This window comes from Streptomyces sp. NPDC001700 (genome assembly GCF_053596435.1).
Genome location: NZ_JBSFGE010000025.1, coordinates 46,427 through 64,128, shown reverse-complemented (window position 1 = coordinate 64,128; position 17,702 = coordinate 46,427). Strand labels below are relative to the sequence as shown.

At 71.0% G+C, this 17,702-nt stretch carries 19 protein-coding genes; 11 read left to right on the top strand and 8 right to left on the bottom strand.

Annotation, left to right across the window (positions count from 1 at the left end):
- Nucleotides 1–7: 7 nt before the first annotated feature.
- The 5 genes from ACWC5C_RS33730 to ACWC5C_RS33710 all read right to left on the bottom strand — a co-directional run bounded on the left by ACWC5C_RS33730 (nucleotide 8) and on the right by ACWC5C_RS33710 (nucleotide 4,117).
- A complete protein-coding gene (locus ACWC5C_RS33730; protein ID WP_450881722.1) occupies nucleotides 8–607 on the bottom strand; it encodes a hypothetical protein in 600 nt (199 codons plus the stop codon).
- Nucleotides 604–1,104 carry a matrixin family metalloprotease gene (locus tag ACWC5C_RS33725; RefSeq protein WP_450881720.1) on the bottom strand — a complete coding sequence of 167 codons (501 nt, stop codon included), beginning with the start codon at nucleotides 1,102–1,104 and terminating at the stop codon, nucleotides 604–606. Before ACWC5C_RS33725 ends, ACWC5C_RS33730 begins: the two co-directional genes overlap by 4 nt.
- Before the next feature lie 169 nt (nucleotides 1,105–1,273).
- Entirely contained in the window at nucleotides 1,274–2,449 is a 1,176-nt protein-coding gene (locus tag ACWC5C_RS33720) for a lipase family protein (RefSeq protein WP_450881718.1), read from the bottom strand.
- Nucleotides 2,450–2,560: 111 nt separating this feature from the next.
- A complete protein-coding gene (locus ACWC5C_RS33715) occupies nucleotides 2,561–3,727 on the bottom strand; it encodes an AraC family transcriptional regulator (RefSeq protein ID WP_450881716.1) in 1,167 nt (388 codons plus the stop codon).
- Nucleotides 3,728–3,913: 186 nt separating this feature from the next.
- A complete protein-coding gene (locus ACWC5C_RS33710; RefSeq protein WP_009715975.1) occupies nucleotides 3,914–4,117 on the bottom strand; it encodes a cold-shock protein in 204 nt (67 codons plus the stop codon).
- A 361-nt stretch (nucleotides 4,118–4,478) separates the two neighbouring features.
- Between ACWC5C_RS33710 and ACWC5C_RS33705 the strand changes: the two genes are divergently transcribed.
- The 5 genes from ACWC5C_RS33705 to ACWC5C_RS33685 all read left to right on the top strand — a co-directional run bounded on the left by ACWC5C_RS33705 (nucleotide 4,479) and on the right by ACWC5C_RS33685 (nucleotide 9,647).
- Nucleotides 4,479–5,342, top strand: coding sequence for a menaquinone biosynthetic enzyme MqnA/MqnD family protein (locus tag ACWC5C_RS33705; RefSeq protein WP_450881823.1), 864 nt, complete (start codon nucleotides 4,479–4,481; stop codon nucleotides 5,340–5,342).
- Between the two features lie 97 nt (nucleotides 5,343–5,439).
- A complete protein-coding gene (locus tag ACWC5C_RS33700; protein WP_450881713.1) occupies nucleotides 5,440–7,206 on the top strand; it encodes a serine/threonine protein kinase in 1,767 nt (588 codons plus the stop codon).
- Nucleotides 7,207–7,263: 57 nt separating this feature from the next.
- The gene (gene mqnC, locus ACWC5C_RS33695; RefSeq protein ID WP_385440729.1) at nucleotides 7,264–8,463 is read left to right on the top strand and encodes a cyclic dehypoxanthinyl futalosine synthase; all 1,200 of its coding nucleotides are present in this window, start codon (nucleotides 7,264–7,266) and stop codon (nucleotides 8,461–8,463) included.
- Nucleotides 8,463–8,912, top strand: coding sequence for an imidazolonepropionase-like domain-containing protein (locus ACWC5C_RS33690; protein ID WP_450881711.1), 450 nt, complete (start codon nucleotides 8,463–8,465; stop codon nucleotides 8,910–8,912). The genes mqnC and ACWC5C_RS33690 overlap by 1 nt, the downstream gene beginning before the upstream one ends.
- 42 nt (nucleotides 8,913–8,954) lie before the next feature.
- The gene (locus ACWC5C_RS33685) at nucleotides 8,955–9,647 is read left to right on the top strand and encodes a demethylmenaquinone methyltransferase (protein WP_450881709.1); all 693 of its coding nucleotides are present in this window, start codon (nucleotides 8,955–8,957) and stop codon (nucleotides 9,645–9,647) included.
- 16 nt (nucleotides 9,648–9,663) lie between these two features.
- On the opposite strand, the gene ACWC5C_RS33680 is transcribed toward ACWC5C_RS33685, so the two are convergent.
- Nucleotides 9,664–10,170, bottom strand: a complete 507-nt coding sequence (locus ACWC5C_RS33680; RefSeq protein WP_450881707.1) for a GNAT family N-acetyltransferase — start codon at nucleotides 10,168–10,170, stop codon at nucleotides 9,664–9,666.
- Between the two features lie 105 nt (nucleotides 10,171–10,275).
- Between ACWC5C_RS33680 and ACWC5C_RS33675 the strand changes: the two genes are divergently transcribed.
- Complete coding sequence (locus ACWC5C_RS33675; protein WP_450881705.1) at nucleotides 10,276–11,598, top strand: geranylgeranyl reductase family protein; 1,323 nt, start codon at nucleotides 10,276–10,278, stop codon at nucleotides 11,596–11,598.
- A gap of 15 nt (nucleotides 11,599–11,613) precedes the next feature.
- Here ACWC5C_RS33675 and ACWC5C_RS33670 read toward each other — a convergent pair whose 3' ends face one another.
- Nucleotides 11,614–12,399, bottom strand: coding sequence for a VOC family protein (locus tag ACWC5C_RS33670; RefSeq protein WP_450881703.1), 786 nt, complete (start codon nucleotides 12,397–12,399; stop codon nucleotides 11,614–11,616).
- Nucleotides 12,400–12,633: 234 nt separating this feature from the next.
- On the opposite strand from ACWC5C_RS33670, the gene ACWC5C_RS33665 reads away from it, so the two are divergent.
- Entirely contained in the window at nucleotides 12,634–13,053 is a 420-nt protein-coding gene (locus ACWC5C_RS33665) for a CBS domain-containing protein (protein ID WP_385440719.1), read from the top strand.
- A gap of 91 nt (nucleotides 13,054–13,144) precedes the next feature.
- On the opposite strand, the gene ACWC5C_RS33660 is transcribed toward ACWC5C_RS33665, so the two are convergent.
- Nucleotides 13,145–13,957, bottom strand: coding sequence for a C40 family peptidase (locus tag ACWC5C_RS33660; RefSeq protein ID WP_450881701.1), 813 nt, complete (start codon nucleotides 13,955–13,957; stop codon nucleotides 13,145–13,147).
- A gap of 722 nt (nucleotides 13,958–14,679) precedes the next feature.
- On the opposite strand from ACWC5C_RS33660, the gene ACWC5C_RS33655 reads away from it, so the two are divergent.
- The 4 genes from ACWC5C_RS33655 to ACWC5C_RS33640 are packed head-to-tail and all read left to right on the top strand — an operon-like array spanning nucleotide 14,680 to nucleotide 17,694.
- Nucleotides 14,680–15,039 (top strand): NADH-quinone oxidoreductase subunit A, encoded by a 360-nt coding sequence (locus tag ACWC5C_RS33655; RefSeq protein WP_385440714.1) that lies wholly within the window; start codon nucleotides 14,680–14,682, stop codon nucleotides 15,037–15,039.
- Nucleotides 15,040–15,071: 32 nt separating this feature from the next.
- Entirely contained in the window at nucleotides 15,072–15,626 is a 555-nt protein-coding gene (locus tag ACWC5C_RS33650; protein WP_385440712.1) for a NuoB/complex I 20 kDa subunit family protein, read from the top strand.
- Nucleotides 15,623–16,360: an NADH-quinone oxidoreductase subunit C gene (locus ACWC5C_RS33645; RefSeq protein ID WP_385440711.1), complete on the top strand. Its 738-nt coding sequence runs from the start codon at nucleotides 15,623–15,625 to the stop codon at nucleotides 16,358–16,360. Before ACWC5C_RS33650 ends, ACWC5C_RS33645 begins: the two co-directional genes overlap by 4 nt.
- Entirely contained in the window at nucleotides 16,360–17,694 is a 1,335-nt protein-coding gene (locus ACWC5C_RS33640) for an NADH-quinone oxidoreductase subunit D (RefSeq protein ID WP_450881698.1), read from the top strand. Before ACWC5C_RS33645 ends, ACWC5C_RS33640 begins: the two co-directional genes overlap by 1 nt.
- Nucleotides 17,695–17,702 lie beyond the last annotated feature (8 nt).

Below are 17,702 nucleotides of genomic sequence, written 5' to 3'. Positions count from 1 at the left end.
GCGGGGGTCAGCCGATCCGCGCCCGCGCGTACAGCGCCGCCGGGTCCGCCGCGCGGGACACCGCCGAGGGATGCACGTCCCGCTGGGACTCCGGATGCCGGACGCCCTCCCGCCAGGACGCGGACGGATCCGTTCCGCTGTCCGAGCCCGCCTTGTCCGGTGCCAGGTCGAGCGGCAGGAAGTTGGACGGCGCGGTGTGCCAGCCGTCCGGTGCCACCCGGGTGGCCAGGAGGTACGTACGCCCGGGCAGCAGCGCCGGGGCCTCGCCCACCACCACCCGCTGCCGCCGCAGCGGATCGTCGCCGCCCTCCTGGGCGACCCTTACGTTTCCGGACACCTCGCCCTTCAGGGTGGACTGGACCTCGACCCGGTACGTCGTCCACAGCAGCCGGTCGCCGTCGGTGCGCCGGACCCCCTCGCGGGCGGTGACCTTGCCGACGAAGACGTCATCCGCCCAGCCCGAGGCCAGCCCGGGCGTGTCCAGCCGGACCGCGTAGGTGGGGTGGAGCCGCGTACTGCCGTACGGGACCTCGAACCAGGCCGCCGCCGCGCCGCCCACCGCCGCCAGGGCCGTGACCAGCGCGATCGTCCCGGTACGGAGGCTCATGAGCCCCACACGGCCCGGTACGCGGTGATGTCGGAGGCCGCCGGGGCGAAGGCGGTGCGGGTGTCGTTGCAGTACATGACGGCACCGGGGGCGGAGCGGTGGCCCAGCCGGAGGGCATGGCCCAGCTCATGGGTGACGACGCCGCGCTTCACGTCGGCCGGGTACGCGCCGAGGAAGTGGTCGTTGAGGACGATGTCGTCGGAGCCCAGCTCATGGGACTCCCACAGCCCCGACCAGCCGATGTCGGCGCGGTCGACGTCGGTCGCGTCGACGTCCGCGTACGCCGTGCCGGTGTGCGGCTTGATCTCGACCCTGCCCAGGGCGTTCCAGCTGTCCCGGGCCCGCGTCCACTCCGCGGTGTACTTGGTGTGGAGGCTGTACGTCAGCTCCGAACCGTCCACGGAGCCGGTCGTGTTCGGGTCGTCCGGACAGTCGGCGGCGACGGCCGGGGGCGCGGGCAGCCCCGCGCACAGCCCGGCGGTCAGGGCCGCGCTCACCGCGATGCGTATACACCGCCGGGCGAAACGGGCGCCATTACATCGACCCACGTCCGCAAACCCCTCGTTCGTGTGAGGCCCGAGAGCTTCAACGTACGAGGGGCCGCGGGGCGTCGCATGTGCACAGGTCCTCCCGGGGGAACCGGAGGCCCCTACGCAGGCCCGTGGTTCAGGTGCCGCAGTTGCCGCCGGCGGGCTGGTCGCCGAACCGCGCGCCGAGCCATGCCAGGGCGGGCGGGATGCCGGTGATCGCGGTCGTCACATGGTCGCCGGGATAGCTCTTCCACTCCACCGGCGCGCCCTTCTCGCACCACCGGGTGCGCAGCTCCGCGCCGACCTGGTACGGAATCAGCTCGTCCGCCGTGCCCTGGTAGAGGTAGACCGGATGGTCGGGGGCACGGTCGCCCAGATAGGAGGCGCGCAGCGCGAGCTGCCAGAGCGGTGAGGCCAGCGGATCCCGGACGGTCACCTCGGACAGGTTCGTGAAGAGCCCGGCGATGGTGCTGATGGAGGCGCAGTTGTTCCGCATGAAGGCGACGTCGTCCTTGCCCTTCTGGTTGAGGTAGGAGTCCAGCGCCAGTTCGGGGAAGGCGGCGTCCTGTCCGGCGAGCGCCATCAGGGCGAGCCCGGCACCCGCGCCGCCGTCGTTGTAGTCGAGGGTGGCGGGCAGATCGGCGGGGACGCCCCCGGCGACCGTGCCCTTCACCCGCAGCTCGGGTGCGTACGAGGAGCGCAGCTGGGCGGCCCACCCGGCGGCCTGGCCGCCCTGCGAGTAGCCCATGATCCCGACCGGGCCGTCCGGTGCGAGGCCCGCCTCGGGGAGCCGCTGCGCGGCGCGCGCCATGTCCAGCAGGGCGTGCCCCTCGGACCGGCCGACCGTGTAGGTGTGGTCGCCGGGGGTGCCCAGGCCCTCGTAGTCGCTGACGGCGACGGCCCAGCCGCGGCGCAGCGCGAGGTCGATCAGCTGGCCCTCGGAGCTGGTGCCCTGCGGGAAGCGGCCGGAGGCCGCGCAGCCGTCGGCGAGGCCCACGGCGCCCATGCCCCAGGTGACGAGCGGGCGGGGGCCGGTCTTGCCGTCGTCGGGGACGATGACGGTGCCGGAGACGGTGTTCGCCGTTCCCCGGGCGGTGGTGGAGCGGTAGGTGATCTTCCAGGAGCGGGTGGTGACGGGCGCGCCGGGCACGGCGCGGAACGAGGTCGGGGACTTGGTGACGATGTCACCGGGCCTGCCCTGGGTGGTGGCGGTCCGGGTGGTGTCGGTCGTGGCCATGGCCGGTGCGGTCGGCAGCGCGGCCGGCAGGGCCAGCGCGGCGAGGGTGGCGAGCACGGTGGTGCGGGTGCGCATACGGCTCTCCCAACGGGGCGATGGTGCTGCGGTGCTGTGAGGGGGACCGTAGAGACAAAAGGGGTGGATGTTGCTGATCGGAGCGCTCAGATTCGCTGGCCTCATGCCTCATCAGGTCTCACGAGGTCTCAGGTAGGCCTCACCAGGCCTCATCCGGCTGGTCCGGCGCGGGGTCTGGCACCCGGCCGCGCGGCCGTACGTCAGCCGGTAGGCGCCCGGGGTCATCCCCGTCCAGCGCCGGAACGCGCGGTGGAACGCGGCGCCTTCGGAGAAGCCCAGCCGCACCGCCAGTTCCTCGATCGGCTCCCCGGTCTCCCGCAGGCCGCCGATCGCCGCGTCCCGCCGTACCTGGTCCTTGAGCCGCTGGAAGGAGGTGCCCTCCTCGTCCAGCCGCCGGCGCAGCGTCGCGGGGCTGACCGCGAGCCGGGCCGCGACCTCGCGCAGGTCCGGCAGCCGTCCGGGGCGGCGGCCGCCCGGCCCGCCGCCGGTCCGCAGGCCCCCGGCGAGCGCGTGGCGCACCTGCTCGGCGACGGTCGTGCCGTACTCGGGGCGGCCGAGCAGCCCGACGGGCGCGCGGCGCAACAGCGCCTGGAGGGACGCCTCGTCCTGTATGACGGGCGCGGACAGCCAGCGGGGATCGAACCCGGCCGCCGTACGGTCCCCGCCGAAGCGCGGGACGCAGTCGAACAGCTGCTCGTACTCGTACGCCGCCGCGGGCGGGGGCGCGGGGTGGGCGAACTGGGTCCACAGCAGCGGGATCCGGCGTCCGATCAGCCAGCCCGCGAGCCGGTGCCAGATGAGCATCAGCCATTCGGCGACGATCTGGCTCTCGTGGCGGGTGCGTAACCGCCCGTGGATGCCGAACACCGCCTCGCCGCCCTCGCCGCCCTCGCTGCCCTGGCCGCCCCCGCCGCGCTCCAGCGCCAGGTCGGGTCCGCCGGGGAAGAGCCGGTAGAAGCGCGCGCCGCGCTCCAGGGCGGTGCCGAGGTCGGGGCAGCCGATCGAGGCGTAGCACATCATGGCGAACGTGCCGGGTCTGCTGCGCGCGGAGCCGAGCCCCAGGAACTCGTCCCCGGTGGCCCGGTGCAGGGCGCGCACCAGCCGGGCGAACTGCTCGGGGGAGAAGCGCGCGCGGTCGTCGCCGAGCAGCAGCGGCGGTATCCGGGCCCGCTGGAGCAGCGGCGCGGTGTCCACGCCCAGCCGCTGCGCGCCGTTCACCGCGGCCCGTACGTGATGCACCGTGACCGTTCGCCGCCCCCGACCCGTGATCCACCCCATGGCTGAAACGGTAGCCCGATCGGGTGCGCGATGTCGACGGTGCGTCGTTATTCGGTCACGCACGGTGAGGCTTGGGGTTTCGCTTTCGAAAGAGAATGAACGGTTCGCGAATAAGAAAAGCCGGAAAAGGCAGGAGCCCCGCTGCCCCGCGGATGCGGGGAGCAGGGCTCCTTGGGTACTGCTAACTCAGACCGCGCTGACGTTCTCAGCCTGCGGGCCCTTCGGGCCCTGGGTGACGTCGAAGGTCACGGCCTGGTTCTCCTCCAGGGAGCGGAAGCCAGACGCGTTGATCGCGGAGTAGTGAACGAAGACATCGGGGCCGCCGCCGTCCTGGGCGATGAAGCCGAAGCCCTTCTCGGCGTTGAACCACTTGACGGTTCCGGTAGCCATAAAGCCCTCCTTGGGCCAAAGGGTTGCCCTGCTCCAGAACCTGCAAGAAGTCTGAAAACTACAAAAGCCTGCGGTTACATGCTCCGCAGGCTCTGTACTGCAAGGGAAACCAAACTGCAACTTGCGGCGAGCCTAGCACGCTCCGTGTCCAGGGGGAAAGAGTCGAAGATCACGAATACGGAGGGTTTCCGGAGCGCGCGAGCGGGACAGGAACGCAGGTCGAGCCCTCGGCGTCGCGAGATATCGGGCCATCCGGGTCACCCCCGCCGCCGGTTCGCGGGAAGAGCGGGGCTAGCCTCCGGTTGTGGACAATTCACCGAGTTCCCCCTCGCGGAGTACACCGGACGCCGCCGAAAGCGTCATCCCCAGCTCCCTGGGACGCCGCGACCGACCGAGGGTCGGCCACATCCAGTACCTCAATTGCGTACCCCTGTATTGGGGTCTCGCCAGGACCGGCTCGCTCCTCGACTTCGAGCTGACCAAGGCCTCGCCCGACGCGCTCAACGACCAGTTGGTCGCGGGTGACCTCGACATCGGCCCGATCAGCCTCGTCGAGTATCTGCGCAACGCCGACGACCTGGTGGCGCTGCCCGATATCGCGGTGGGCTGCGACGGGCCCGTGATGTCGTGCGTGATCGTCTCGAAGGTGCCGCTGGAGCAGCTGGACAAGGAGCGCGTCGCGCTCGGTTCGGCCTCGCGGACCTCCGTACGCCTGGCCCAGCTGCTGCTCGCCGAGCGGTACGGGATCGAACCCGACTACTACACCTGCCCGCCCGACCTCAGCCTGATGATGCAGGAGGCCGACGCGGGGGTGCTGATCGGCGACGCCGCGCTGCGGGCCAACCTCCACCACGCCCCGAAGCTGGGCCTCCAGGTCCATGACCTGGGGCAGATGTGGAAGGAGTGGACCGGGCTCCCGTTCGTCTTCGCCGTCTGGGCCGCCCGCCGTGAGTACCTGGAGCGCGAGCCGGAGATCGTGCGCGAGGTGCACCGGGCGTTCCTGGAGTCCCGGAACCTGTCCCTTGAGGAGGCGGGCAAGGTCGCCGAGCACGCCGCGCGCTGGGAGGACCTGGAGGCGTCGGTGCTGGAGCGCTACTTCACCACCCTCGACTTCTCCCTGGGGGCGAAGCAGCTGGCGGGCATCGCCGAGTTCGCCCGGCTGACCGGCCCGACGACCGGCTTCCCGGCGGACGTCCGGGTGGATCTGCTGGACGCCCCACGGTGAACGGCTAGCGGACCGGACCGGAACGGCTGGCGGACCGGGCTGGGCTGCGGCTGTCATGCCCGCCTAAGCTGGGGCGGCGCAGTCGAGGGGGAGGCACATGCAGCCGCTGGGAGCGGAGGACCCGCAGGTCATCGGGGCGTACCGGCTACTCGGACGGCTTGGTTCCGGCGGCATGGGCGTGGTGTATCTGGGCCGCAGCGCGGGCGGGCGCACGGTTGCGGTGAAGGTGGTGCACGCGCAGTTCGCGCTCGACGAGCAGTTCCGCGCGCGCTTCCGGCGCGAGGTGGACGCCGCGCGCCGGGTCGGTGGCTCCTGGACCGCGCCGGTCCTCGACGCCGACCCGGAGGCACGCGTTCCGTGGGTGGCCACCGGGTATGTGGCGGGCCCCTCGCTCAGCGAGGCCGTCGGCGACGAGGGCCCGCTGCCCGAGTCCCCGGTACGGGCCCTGGCCGCCGGGCTGGCGGAGGCGCTGGGCGCCGTCCACGGGCTGGGCCTGGTCCACCGCGACGTCAAGCCGTCCAACGTGCTGCTCGCCCTCGACGGCCCGCGCCTGATCGACTTCGGGATCGCCCGGGCCACCGAGGGCACCGTCTCCCTGACCACCACCGGCGTCTCCGTCGGCTCGCCCGGCTATATGTCGCCCGAGCAGATCCTCGGCCACCCGGTGGGCGGTCCGGCCGACATCTTCTCGCTGGGCGCCGTGCTGACGTACGCGGCCACCGGTGAGCAGCCCTTCCCGGGCGACAGCTCGGCCTCGCTGCTCTACAAGGTGGTCCACGAGGAGCCGAAGCTCGGCCCGGAACTGACCGGTGAGCTGCGCGACCTGGTCGCCGAGTGCCTGGCCAAGGACCCGGCGGACCGCCCCACCCCCGAGCAGATCGCGCGCCGGATGGCCCCCGCGGACGGGGCCTCGGGGCTCGTACGGTCCGGCTGGCTGCCGGGGGCGCTGGTCGAGCGGGTGAGCCGACAGGCGGTCGAACTGCTCGACCTGGAGGCGGAGGCGGTCACTCCGCCCACCGCCGCCCCGGCCGTGCTGGGAACGCCCGTGCCGGGAACGCCCGCGTCCGGAACGCCCGTACCCGGAACCCCCGCGTCCGGTACGCCGATACCCGGAACCCCCGCGTCCAGTACGCCCGTACCGGGAACGCCCGCCCCCGCGCTCGGCGCGTTCGGCCCGCCGCCCCCGTCGTACGTCAACCAGTCGGGCCACGGGCCGGGCGACCCCGCGACCCCGCCCCCCAGTCAGCCATCGAGCGATAACGAGCAGGGCGGCCGCGGCTTCTCGCTCTCCGCCGCTCTCGGCGGCAAGAGCGACAAGAGCGGCAAGAAGCGGCCCAAGGCGCTGAGTTGCTCCCTGGTGCTCTCCGTCGCGGGCGCGCTCGCGGTCGCCACGACCGCCGTGGTGCTCGTCCAGAACATGTCCGGCGACTCGGGCGGCGACTCGGCGGCCGACGGCGGCCCCGCCCACACCGGTCCGGCCAGCCCGGGGGCGTCCGACTCGTCCGGCGCGTCGGATGTGCCCAAGGGGTTCCTCGGCACCTGGCAGGGCGACCTCACCTCCCAGAACGGCATCCCCGTCGGCACCATGACCATCACCTTCCAGCGCGGCTCCACCGGCCAGCAGGTCGCGAGCGGCCGGGTGAAGCTCTCCGTGGTGCGCTGCGACTTCACCTGGAAGCTGCTCTCCGCCAAGCCCAAGGAGCTGCACCTCGACGCCAAGTTCCGGGGAGACCAGCCCCAGGCGGGGTGCAGCGACAGTTCGACGGACGAGCAGTACACCCTCGCCTCCGACGGCACCCTGAAGTACCGCGCGAAGGACCGGAAGGCGGGCGATCCGACCGGCACCCTGCGCAAACTGCGCTGACCGGCGGGGGCGTACCCTGGGCGGGTCCGCCCGTACACCTCCGAAAGGGACGCCCCGGTGACCGCACACGCCACGCTGCAGGCAGTCCTCGACCGCGCCGCCGCCGGGGGGCGCATCACCCCGGAGGAGGCGCTCGACCTCTACCGGTCCGCGCCGTTGCACGCCCTGGGCGCCGCCGCCGACGCCGTACGCCGCCGTCGCTACGCGGGCACCGAGCACATCGCGACGTACATCATCGAGCGGAACATCAACTACACCAACGTGTGCGTGACGGCGTGCCGGTTCTGCGCGTTCTACGCCGCGCCCAAGGACACCGCCAAGGGCTGGACCCGCGACCTCGACGACATCCTGCGGCGCTGCGCCGAGACCGTCGAACTGGGCGGCACCCAGATCATGTTCCAGGGCGGGCACCACCCGGACTACGGCGTCGAGTACTACGAGAAGCACTTCTCGGCCATCAAGCAGGCGTTCCCGCAGCTGGTGATCCACTCGCTGGGCGCCTCCGAGGTCGAGCACATGGCGCGCATCTCGGGCGTATCGGTCGAGGAGGCGATCCGCCGCATCAACGCCGCCGGTCTGGACTCCTTCGCGGGCGCGGGCGCCGAGCTGCTGCCCGCGCGGCCGCGCAAGGCCATCGCCCCGCTCAAGGAGTCCGGCGAGCGGTGGCTGGAGATCATGGAGATCGCCCACAACCTCGGGGTCGAGTCCACCTCCACGATGCTCATGGGCACCGGTGAGACCAACGCGGAGCGGATCGAGCACCTCCGCATGATCCGCGACGTACAGGACCGGACGGGCGGCTTCCGCGCCTTCATCCCGTACACCTACCAGCCCGAGAACAACCATCTGAAGGGGCAGACGCAGGCGACCGTCTTCGAGTACCTGCGGATGATCGCGATCGCCCGGCTCTTCCTCGACAACGTGGCCCACATCCAGGGCTCCTGGCTGACCGTCGGCAAGGAGGCCGGACAGCTGTCGCTGCACTACGGGGCGGACGACCTCGGCTCGGTGATGCTGGAGGAGAACGTGGTCTCCTCCGCCGGTGCCAAGCACCGCTCCAACCGGATGGAGCTGCTCCACCTGATCCGCACGGCCGGGCGGGTGCCCGCGCAGCGCGCGACCACGTACGAGCACCTGGTGGTGCACGACGACCCGGCGAACGACCCGGTGGACGACCACGTCGTCTCGCACCTGTCCTCGACGGCGATCGACTCCGGCAAGGCCCACCCCGAGCTGAAGCTGATCGACGCCTCCTGATGCGCACGCTCCACGCGGCGCCGGTCGTCCGGGGCACCCTCGACGACCCCGCCCCGCTGCACGACGGCGCGGTCCTGGTCGACGGCGGCCGCATCGCCGCGATCGGCCCGCTGGACGAGCTGCGGGCCGCGCATCCGCAGGCCCGGGTGCGGCAGTGGCCCGGCACCCTCGGCCCCGCCCTCGTCCACGACGGGCCGGTGCCGGACGCGCCGACGCCCCGGGAGCGCATCCACGCCCTGCTGCGGCTGGGCGCGACGGCGGTCCTGGCGGAGCACGTCGCCGAGCCCGGGCTGCGCGCCGCCGCGGAGCGCAACGAGGTCGCCGTCCTCGACCGGCCGCGCCCGGCCGCCCTGGCCGAGGCCGGACGGGCCGATCTGGCGGTCTTCGGCGCGGACGGGGAGTGCCTGGCCACCGTGCTCGCCGGGCGCCTGGTGCACCGCCGCCGCTGACCCCCGCACGGCGCGATGCGCGGGGAGGTGAACAATGGGCGGGTGACCCGAGCATCCCTGGACAAGCAGCCGCACGAAGTCGCCGCCATGTTCGACGACGTGGCGGCCAACTACGACCTGACCAACGACGTGCTGTCGCTCGGCCAGGCCCGGCTGTGGCGCAAGGCGGTCGCCCGCGCGGTGGACGCCCGCCCCGGGGACCGGGTGCTCGACCTCGCCGCCGGTACGGGCACCTCCTCGCTGCCGTACGCGGCGGCCGGTGCGTACGTGGTGCCCTGCGACTTCTCGCTCGGCATGCTCCGCGAGGGCAAGCGCCGCCACCCGCGGCTGCCGCTGACGGCGGGCGACGCGACCCGGCTGCCCTTCGCGGACGGGGTCTTCGACGCCGTCACGATCTCCTTCGGGCTGCGCAACGTGCAGGACACGGACGGCGCGCTGCGCGAGATGCTGCGGGTGACCCGGCCGGGCGGGCGGCTGGTCGTGTGCGAGTTCAGCCACCCCACCTGGGCGCCGTTCCGCACGGTCTACAGCGAGTACCTGATGCGCGCGCTGCCGCCGGTCGCGACGGCGGTCAGCAGCAGCCCGGACGCGTACGTCTACCTGGCCGAGTCCATCCGCGCCTGGCCCGACCAGCCGCAGCTCGCCGCCCGCCTCCGCGCGGCGGGCTGGGCCCGTCCGGCCTGGCGCAATCTGACCGGCGGCATCGTGGCCCTGCACCGCGCCACCCGCCCCTGACGCCGGGACCCCGGACTCAGAGGTCCAGGCGGAAGCACACGGCCGGGGACTTCGACACCGGTGTCACCAGGTGCTCGCCCACCCGCATGCCCAGCCGCCGCGTCACCGCGATCGACCGTTCGTTGCGCTCGTGCACCATCGCCACCACGTGTCCGAATCCGGCCGCCCGCACCCGCTCCAGGGCCGTGCGCGCGGCGGCCGTGGCGTACCCCCTGCCCCAGTGGGCCCGCCCCAGCCGCCAGCCGATCTCGATCTCGCCCGCCGGTCCCCAGTCGTGGGGCCACGGCTGGGCGCCGGTGAAGCCCACCACCTCGCCCGAGCCGTCGAGCAGCGTGTACAGACAACAGCCGTACCGCTCGGCGTGATCGCGCTGGCGCGCGGTGAACTCCTCGTAGTGGGCGAGGGTCTGGGACGCACCGCCGTGGAACTCCATCACCTCCGGGTCGTCGAAGACCCGGTGCCAGGCGGCGGCGTCCTCGGGGACGGGTACGCGGAGCCGTATCACAGGCTGAGTCACGGTCATGGGAGGGCCGCCCTTCGCAGGTGCCGGAGTACGCCCCCATAGACTGCACATGTCCAGTGCCCGGCGCGACCGGCACGCTGTTACCCAGGCCACGGGAGACCCTGCGTGAGCGAGACCGCACCCACCGCGAGCGCCACCGGAAGCGCATCCTCCGGGATCTCGGAGCGCAGCGCCGATGTGATCGTCGTCGGCGCCGGACCGGCTGGTTCCACTACGGCGTACCACCTGGCCAAGTCGGGACTCGACGTCCTGCTGCTGGAGAAGACGGCGTTCCCGCGCGAGAAGGTCTGCGGCGACGGTCTGACCCCGCGCGCGACCAAGCAGCTCATCGCGATGGGCATCGACATCTCCGAGGAAGCGGGCTGGCTGCGCAACCGGGGCCTGCGGATCATGGGCGGCGGGCACCGGCTGGAGCTGGACTGGCCGGATCTCGCGGCGTACCCCAACTACGGTCTGGTGCGTAAGCGCGACGACTTCGACGACCAGCTGGCGCGGCAGGCCCAGAAGGCCGGGGCGCGGCTGTACGAGCGCTGCAACGTGACCGCCCCCATCACCGACGACCGCACCGGCCGCATCACCGGCGTCGAGGCGAAGCTGGGCGAGGAGAAGACGCCCGTCACCTTCCACGCGCCGCTGGTCGTCGCCGCCGACGGCAACTCCACCCGGCTCTCGCTCGCCATGGGCCTGCACCGGCGCGAGGACCGCCCGATGGGCGTGGCGGTGCGTACGTACTTCACCTCGCCCCGCCACGACGACGACTACCTGGAGTCCTGGCTGGAGTTGTGGGACAAGCGCGGCGCCGAGGACCGGCTGCTGCCCGGCTACGGCTGGATCTTCGGCATGGGCGACGGCACGAGCAACGTCGGCCTGGGCGTGCTCAACACCTCGTCCTCCTTCAAGGAGCTGGACTGGCGCGAGATCCTCAAGGCGTGGTGCGCGTCCATGCCGGAGGAGTGGGGCTACACCCCGGACAACATGACCGGCCCGATCCGTGGCGCGGCCCTCCCCATGGCCTTCAACCGGCAGCCGCACTACACCCGCGGCCTGCTGCTGGTCGGCGACGCGGGCGGCATGGTCAACCCGTTCAACGGCGAGGGCATCGCCTATGCGATGGAATCCGGGCAGATCGCGGCGGACGTGATCGTCCAGGCCCATTTCCGCGCCACCCCGGCGCAGCGCGAAATGGCCCTCCGGCGCTACCCGCAGGTCCTCAAGGACGTGTACGGCGGCTACTACTCGCTGGGCCGCGCGTTCGTGAAGCTGATCGGCAACCCGAAGGTGATGAAGCTGGCGACGCAGCGCGGGCTCACGCATCCGATGCTGATGCGCTTCACGCTGAAGCTGCTGGCCAACCTGACGGACCCGACGGGCGGCGACGCGATGGACCGCGTCATCAACGGCCTGACGAAGGTGGCCCCGCGCGCCTGACTCTTCGGCGCGTTTTCACGTGGCGTCCGGGCTCTCGCTGGTGATCACGCCGAACGGGGCGCCCGCCACGTCCGTCAGCCATGCCATCCGGCCGATGTCCTCCGCCGTCATGGCGGGCATCAGTACGGAGCCACCCAGCTCCTGACCCTTCGCGACCACCCGGTCGCAGTCCGCGACCTCGAAGTACGGCAGCCACTGCGGCGGCGTCGAATGCCCCTCCTGGAGCTGTGCGACGCCGCCGAAGGTGCCGTCCTTGCCGCCGCCCGCCGTCGACAGGACGGTGTACGAGCCCCCGGGGAACGACATCTCCTCGGCGTCCCAGCCGAACACGGTGCGGTAGAACGCGCGGGCCTCGGCGGGGTCGGGGGAGTGCAGCTCGGTCCAGCACAGCGAGCCCGGCTCGGTGACCGCCTCCAGACCGGCCGTCTTGCCGGGCTGCCAGACCGCGAACCGGGCGCCGCCGGGGTCGGTGAACTGCCCCATCCGCCCCTCGTCGAAGACGTCGAACGGCGCGGCGCGCACCTGGCCGCCCGCCTGCACGACGGAGAGCGCGGTGGCGTCGGCGTCGGGGGTCTGGAAGTACGGGGTCCAGGCGGCCCGGGACCCGGCGTCGGTGAGCGGGCCGAGGGCGGCGACGGTTCTGCGGCCATGGGTGAAGAAGCCGTATCCGCCCGCTTCGGGACCGGCCGATTCGAAGGCCCAGCCCAGCAGCCCGCCGTAGAAGGCCCGGGCCGCCTCGGTGTCGGGGGCGCCGAGATCCAGCCAGTTGGGTGCGCCGGGGACGAAATCGGTGGTGAGCATGGCTGCTCCTTCAACGATCGTGCGCAAAGGGCTTATGTGAGCTTATGGGGCTTATGGGGTGCGCCCGCTGTGGTGCTCTGGCGACAGTTCTCAGTCTGGCACCGGGCGGTCGCGCGGGCCCGCCGGCGGTGGTGACATGGAAGGAGGGGGCGCCGTGCGCGTCCGCCGCGGCGACGCCGGATCGATCGGGCCCACGGGCCGGTTCTCCGCCGGTGGGCCTTCAGGAGGTACACCATGACGAAGGCCGCAGACATCATGCACCCGGGCGCGCAATGGATTCCGGCGACGGAGAACCTGGAACGCGCCGCGCAGTTGATGCGCGACCTGGACGTGGGCGCCCTGCCCATCAGCGACAGCCAGGAGCGGCTGTGCGGGATCCTCACCGACCGCGACCTCGTCGTCGGCTGTGTGGCCCAGGGCCGCGATCCTTCCCGGATGACGGCGGGGGACCTCGCCAAGGGCACCCCGCGCTGGATCAGCTCGGACGCCGACGTCTCCGAGGTGCTGCACGAGATGGAGGAGCACCGGATCCGCAGGCTGCCGGTGATCGACAAGAACAAGCGGCTGGTCGGCATGATCAGCGAGGCGGATCTGGCCCGGCATGTCTCCGAGCAGCAGATCGGCGAGTTCGTGGAGAAGGTCTACGCCACGTAGACAGGCGTGAGGCCGCCGTTCCGCTTCGAGCGGCGAGGAACGGCGGCCCCATGGCCGAAATCAATGGCCGAAATCAGCTGACGTCAGCCTGTCAGAGGACGCGCACGGCCCCGGTCGGCTGGTCGTAGTCCAGCGGACGCTCCACGATGCCCGTGCTCGGGTTCTGGGCGCCGATGAACTTGCCGTCGCCGATGTAGACGCCGACGTGGTACGCGCTGCCGGAGCTGCCCCAGTAGAGCAGGTCGCCCGGCTGCAGGTTGTCCAGGGACACCTGGGTGCCGGTGGCGGACTGGTCCTGGGAGACCCGCGGCAGGTCGATGCCGACCTGCTTGAACGCGGCCTGGGTCAGGCTGGAGCAGTCGTACGAGGACGGGCCGCTGGACCCGAGCACATACGCCTTGCCGAGCTGTGCCTTGAGGAAGCTGATCACCGCGGCGGCGTTGCCGGTGGCGTTGGACACCGAAGGCGTGGAGGCGGCGGTGGAGAGGGTGGCGCGCTCGGCGGAGCGGGACGCCTTCTCGGCCCGGGCCTCGGCGGCCTTCTTGGCGGCGGCGCGGCGCGCCTCGGCCTCGCGCTCCTTCTTGTCGGCCTCGGCCTTGGCCTTCTTGGCGGCGGTCTTCGCCTGGGCGGCTGCCTGGTCCTGCTGGGCCTGCAGCTCATAGCCGGAGGCCGCCTGCTGGGTGGCGGCAGCAGTCTGGGCGGCCGTGCTCGCCAGCGTGTCGCTGACGGTCGGCATTTCGAGCGTCGCCTCGGGGGCGGCCGGCTCGGCGGCGGAGGCGGGCATGGCAGCGCCGGCCACCGCGAGGGTGAGGAAGCCACCGGTCACCCCTGCGCGGAGTGCACGCGTGGAAGCGGCGGCGCGGCGGGGCTTCCGGTGGCTGGGTATGTGTGCGATCGGGGACATAGGTCACTGGGTACCAGGGCCCAAAGGCCCGGATCAACAAAAGTGGTCTGCACCACATTTGGCGTGTGCACGCCCAAAATCCGGGCTAAATGATCTTCATCGCGGGCGCCGGGGCCATGTCCGAATTCCTCGATCATGTGCGTACGCATGGCATTTGGCGTCACGCGGTAGCGGCGGGCGGCCTATCACCGATACGGCCCGCATACCAATGGTTCCCGTCAAATCGAGATCCACAACTCTTTCCGGGGTGGGATACCTCACTGCCCCGTGTCCCATTTGTGACGCTCGTGAACGGAAGCGCGAACCGGCGATCAAGGGGGGTCACTCGACCCCGATCCGAGCCTCGGTCGAGCGGGGTCACTCATGAGGATGGAGGGCCAATATCAGCTGACGATGTCCGGCTCAAATTTGCATGTATGTACCATGTCTTGGTAGGGGCGCACTGCGCTCACCTGTGATGACGTCCTCGATTGTCACGGCTCGTGACTGAATGGATGCTTCACGTACAAGATCACCGCTCATCCGACTTCATGATCCTTCGTCAGGTGGTGGAGATCACAAAGACGTTGCTGTACCCCGTGTCGCAGATCACAGGACGACGGGCATAAGATGCAGGCGAAACGGGCTTGTGAACTGCCTCACATGAGCGCGATCTTCGTGGGGCGGGGGCATGTCCGTACGGTCCGCCAGCCAGTCATCGTCGACTGAAGGGAGCGAGGACGGTGAACGCATACGCGCCCATCCTCGTACTGGGAGCACTCGGGGCAGGTTTTGCGATCTTCTCGGTGGTCATGGCCGCGATCATCGGCCCCAAGCGCTACAACCGGGCCAAGCTCGAGGCCTATGAGTGCGGCGTCGAGCCGACTCCGCATCCGGCCGGCGGTGGGCGCTTCCCCATCAAGTACTACCTGACGGCGATGCTCTTCATCGTCTTCGACATCGAGATCGTCTTCCTCTACCCCTGGGCCGTCACCTTCGACGCCCTCGGGTTGTTCGGGCTCGTGGAGATGCTCCTCTTCGTGCTCACCGTCTTCGTCGCCTACGCGTACGTCTGGCGGCGCGGCGGCCTGGAGTGGGACTAAAGGGGCTCAAGAGGAGATAGGGGAAACAGCGCATGGGTATCGAAGAGAAACTGCCGAGCGGCTTCATGCTCACCACGGTCGAACAGGCCGCCGGGCTGGCCCGTAAGTCCTCCGTCTTCCCGGCCACCTTCGGCCTGGCCTGCTGCGCCATCGAGATGATGACGACGGGTGCCGGGCGCTACGACCTCGCCCGCTTCGGCATGGAAGTCTTCCGGGGCTCGCCCCGGCAGGCCGATCTGATGATCGTCGCCGGGCGGGTCAGCCAGAAGATGGCCCCGGTGCTGCGCCAGGTCTACGACCAGATGCCGAACCCGAAGTGGGTCATCTCGATGGGCGTGTGCGCCTCCACCGGCGGCATGTTCAACAACTACGCGATCGTGCAGGGCGTCGACCACATCGTCCCCGTCGACATCTATCTGCCCGGCTGCCCGCCGAGGCCCGAGATGCTCATGGACGCGATCCTCAAACTGCACCAGAAGATCCGCGAGGAGAAGCTCGGCGTGAACCGCGAGCGTGCGGCCCGTGAGGCGGAGGAAGCGGCGATGAAGGCGCTCCCGACGATCGAGATGAAGGGGCTGCTGAGGTGACAGCGAACGGGAACGGGGTCAATCCCGACAAGGACCTCAACGCCGAGAACCTCCCCGGCCGCCGAGGTGACCAGGGCGAGGCCATCCGCGTCCAGCACGGCATGTTCGGCGCCAACAACGGCGGCGACACCACCGGCTACGGCGGGCTGGTGCGCCCCGTACGGCTGCCAGGGCAGGCCAGCCGCCCGTACGGGGGCTGGTTCGACGAGGTCGCCGACGAGCTGGAGGGCGCGCTGGAGGAGCAGTCGCTGCTCCCTTCGAGCGCGATCGAGAAGACCGTCGTGGACCGCGACGAGCTGACCTTCCACATCGCCCGCGAACATCTGCCGCGCGTCGCCCGGACCCTGCGCGACGACCCGGCGCTCCGCTTCGAGCTGTGCACCGGCGTCAGCGGCGTGCACTTCCCCGGCGACAAGGGCCGTGAGCTGCACGCCGTCTACCACCTGCGGTCGATCACCCATAACCGGGTGCTCCGGCTGGAGGTGACCGCCCCGGACGGCGATCCGCACATCCCGTCGATCGTCGACGTCTACCCGACGAACGACTGGCACGAGCGGGAGACCTACGACTTCTTCGGCATCGTCTTCGACGGTCACCCCGCGCTGACGCGGATCATGATGCCCGACGACTGGCAGGGCTTCCCGCAGCGCAAGGACTACCCCCTCGGCGGCATCCCCGTCGAGTACAAGGGCGCCCAGATCCCGGCTCCGGACCAGCGGAGGTCGTACAGCTGATGTCTGCCACTCACGCAACGCCCTCCGCCTCCGCGCGCGAGACCACCGAGGGCACCGTCTACACCGTCACCGGCGGCGACTGGGACGAGGTCGTGGCCGCCACGGCGAAGGCCGACGACGAGCGGATCATCGTCAACATGGGTCCGCAGCACCCCTCCACCCACGGGGTGCTGCGGCTGATCCTGGAGATCGACGGCGAGACGGTCACCGAGGCCCGCTGCGGAATCGGCTACCTGCACACCGGCATCGAGAAGAACCTCGAATTCCGGAACTGGACGCAGGGCACCACGTTCGTGACGCGCATGGACTACCTGACGCCCTTCTCCAACGAGGCGGCGTACTGCCTGGGCGTCGAGAAGCTCCTCGGCATCGAGGACCAGATCCCGGACCGCGCCACCATCATCCGGGTGCTGATGATGGAACTGAACCGGCTCTCCTCCCACCTGGTGTGCATCGCCACCGGCGGCATGGAGCTGGGCGCGACCACCGTCATGATCTACGGCTTCCGCGACCGCGAACTGATCCTGGACCTCTACGAGCTGATCACCGGCCTGCGGATGAACCACGCGTACATCCGGCCCGGCGGCCTCGCCCAGGACTTTCCGCCCGGTGCGGTCGACCAGATCCGCGCGTTCCTGAAGACGATGCGCAAGAACCTGGTCGAGTACGACAAGCTCGCGACCGGGAACCCGATCTTCAAGGCCCGCCTCCAGGACGTCGGCTACCTCGACCTCGCGGGCTGCATGGCGCTCGGCGTGACCGGCCCGATACTGCGCTCCGCCGGGCTGCCGCACGACCTGCGCAAGGCCCAGCCGTACTGCGGCTACGAGACGTACGACTTCGAGGTGCCGACCGCCGACACCTGCGACGCGTACGGCCGCTTCCTGGTCCGGCTGGAGGAGATGCGCCAGTCGCTGCGCATCGTCGAACAGTGCCTGGACCGGCTGGAGCCCGGACCGGTGATGGTCGCGGACAAGAAGATCGCCTGGCCCGCGCAGCTCGCGCTCGGCGCCGACGGGCTCGGCAACTCCCTCGACCACATCAAGAACATCATGGGCACCTCCATGGAGGCCCTGATCCACCACTTCAAGCTGGTGACCGAGGGATTCCGGGTCCCGCCCGGACAGACGTACGTGGCCGTCGAGTCGCCCAAGGGCGAACTGGGCGTGCACATGGCCAGCGACGGCGGCACCCGCCCGTACCGCGTCCACTTCCGCGATCCGTCGTTCACCAATCTGCAGGCCGTGGCGGCCATGTGCGAGGGCGGCCAGGTCGCCGACGTCATCGTCGCCGTCGCGTCCATCGACCCCGTGATGGGAGGCGTCGATAGGTGACCGACGCA

Excerpts from the sequence above, each read along its gene's own strand:
- ACWC5C_RS33730 (WP_450881722.1), bottom strand. The coding sequence starts at position 607 with ATGAGCCTCCGTACCGGGACGATCGCGCTGGTCACGGCCCTGGCGGCG.
- ACWC5C_RS33720 (WP_450881718.1), bottom strand. The coding sequence starts at position 2,449 with ATGCGCACCCGCACCACCGTGCTCGCCACCCTCGCCGCGCTGGCCCTG.
- ACWC5C_RS33715 (WP_450881716.1), bottom strand. The coding sequence starts at position 3,727 with ATGGGGTGGATCACGGGTCGGGGGCGGCGAACGGTCACGGTGCATCAC.
- ACWC5C_RS33710 (WP_009715975.1), bottom strand. The coding sequence starts at position 4,117 with ATGGCTACCGGAACCGTCAAGTGGTTCAACGCCGAGAAGGGCTTCGGC.
- ACWC5C_RS33700 (WP_450881713.1), top strand. The coding sequence starts at position 5,440 with ATGCAGCCGCTGGGAGCGGAGGACCCGCAGGTCATCGGGGCGTACCGG.
- ACWC5C_RS33690 (WP_450881711.1), top strand. The coding sequence starts at position 8,463 with ATGCGCACGCTCCACGCGGCGCCGGTCGTCCGGGGCACCCTCGACGAC.
- ACWC5C_RS33680 (WP_450881707.1), bottom strand. The coding sequence starts at position 10,170 with ATGACCGTGACTCAGCCTGTGATACGGCTCCGCGTACCCGTCCCCGAG.
- ACWC5C_RS33670 (WP_450881703.1), bottom strand. The coding sequence starts at position 12,399 with ATGCTCACCACCGATTTCGTCCCCGGCGCACCCAACTGGCTGGATCTC.
- ACWC5C_RS33665 (WP_385440719.1), top strand. The coding sequence starts at position 12,634 with ATGACGAAGGCCGCAGACATCATGCACCCGGGCGCGCAATGGATTCCG.
- ACWC5C_RS33660 (WP_450881701.1), bottom strand. The coding sequence starts at position 13,957 with ATGTCCCCGATCGCACACATACCCAGCCACCGGAAGCCCCGCCGCGCC.
- ACWC5C_RS33650 (WP_385440712.1), top strand. The coding sequence starts at position 15,072 with ATGGGTATCGAAGAGAAACTGCCGAGCGGCTTCATGCTCACCACGGTC.
- ACWC5C_RS33640 (WP_450881698.1), top strand. The coding sequence starts at position 16,360 with ATGTCTGCCACTCACGCAACGCCCTCCGCCTCCGCGCGCGAGACCACC.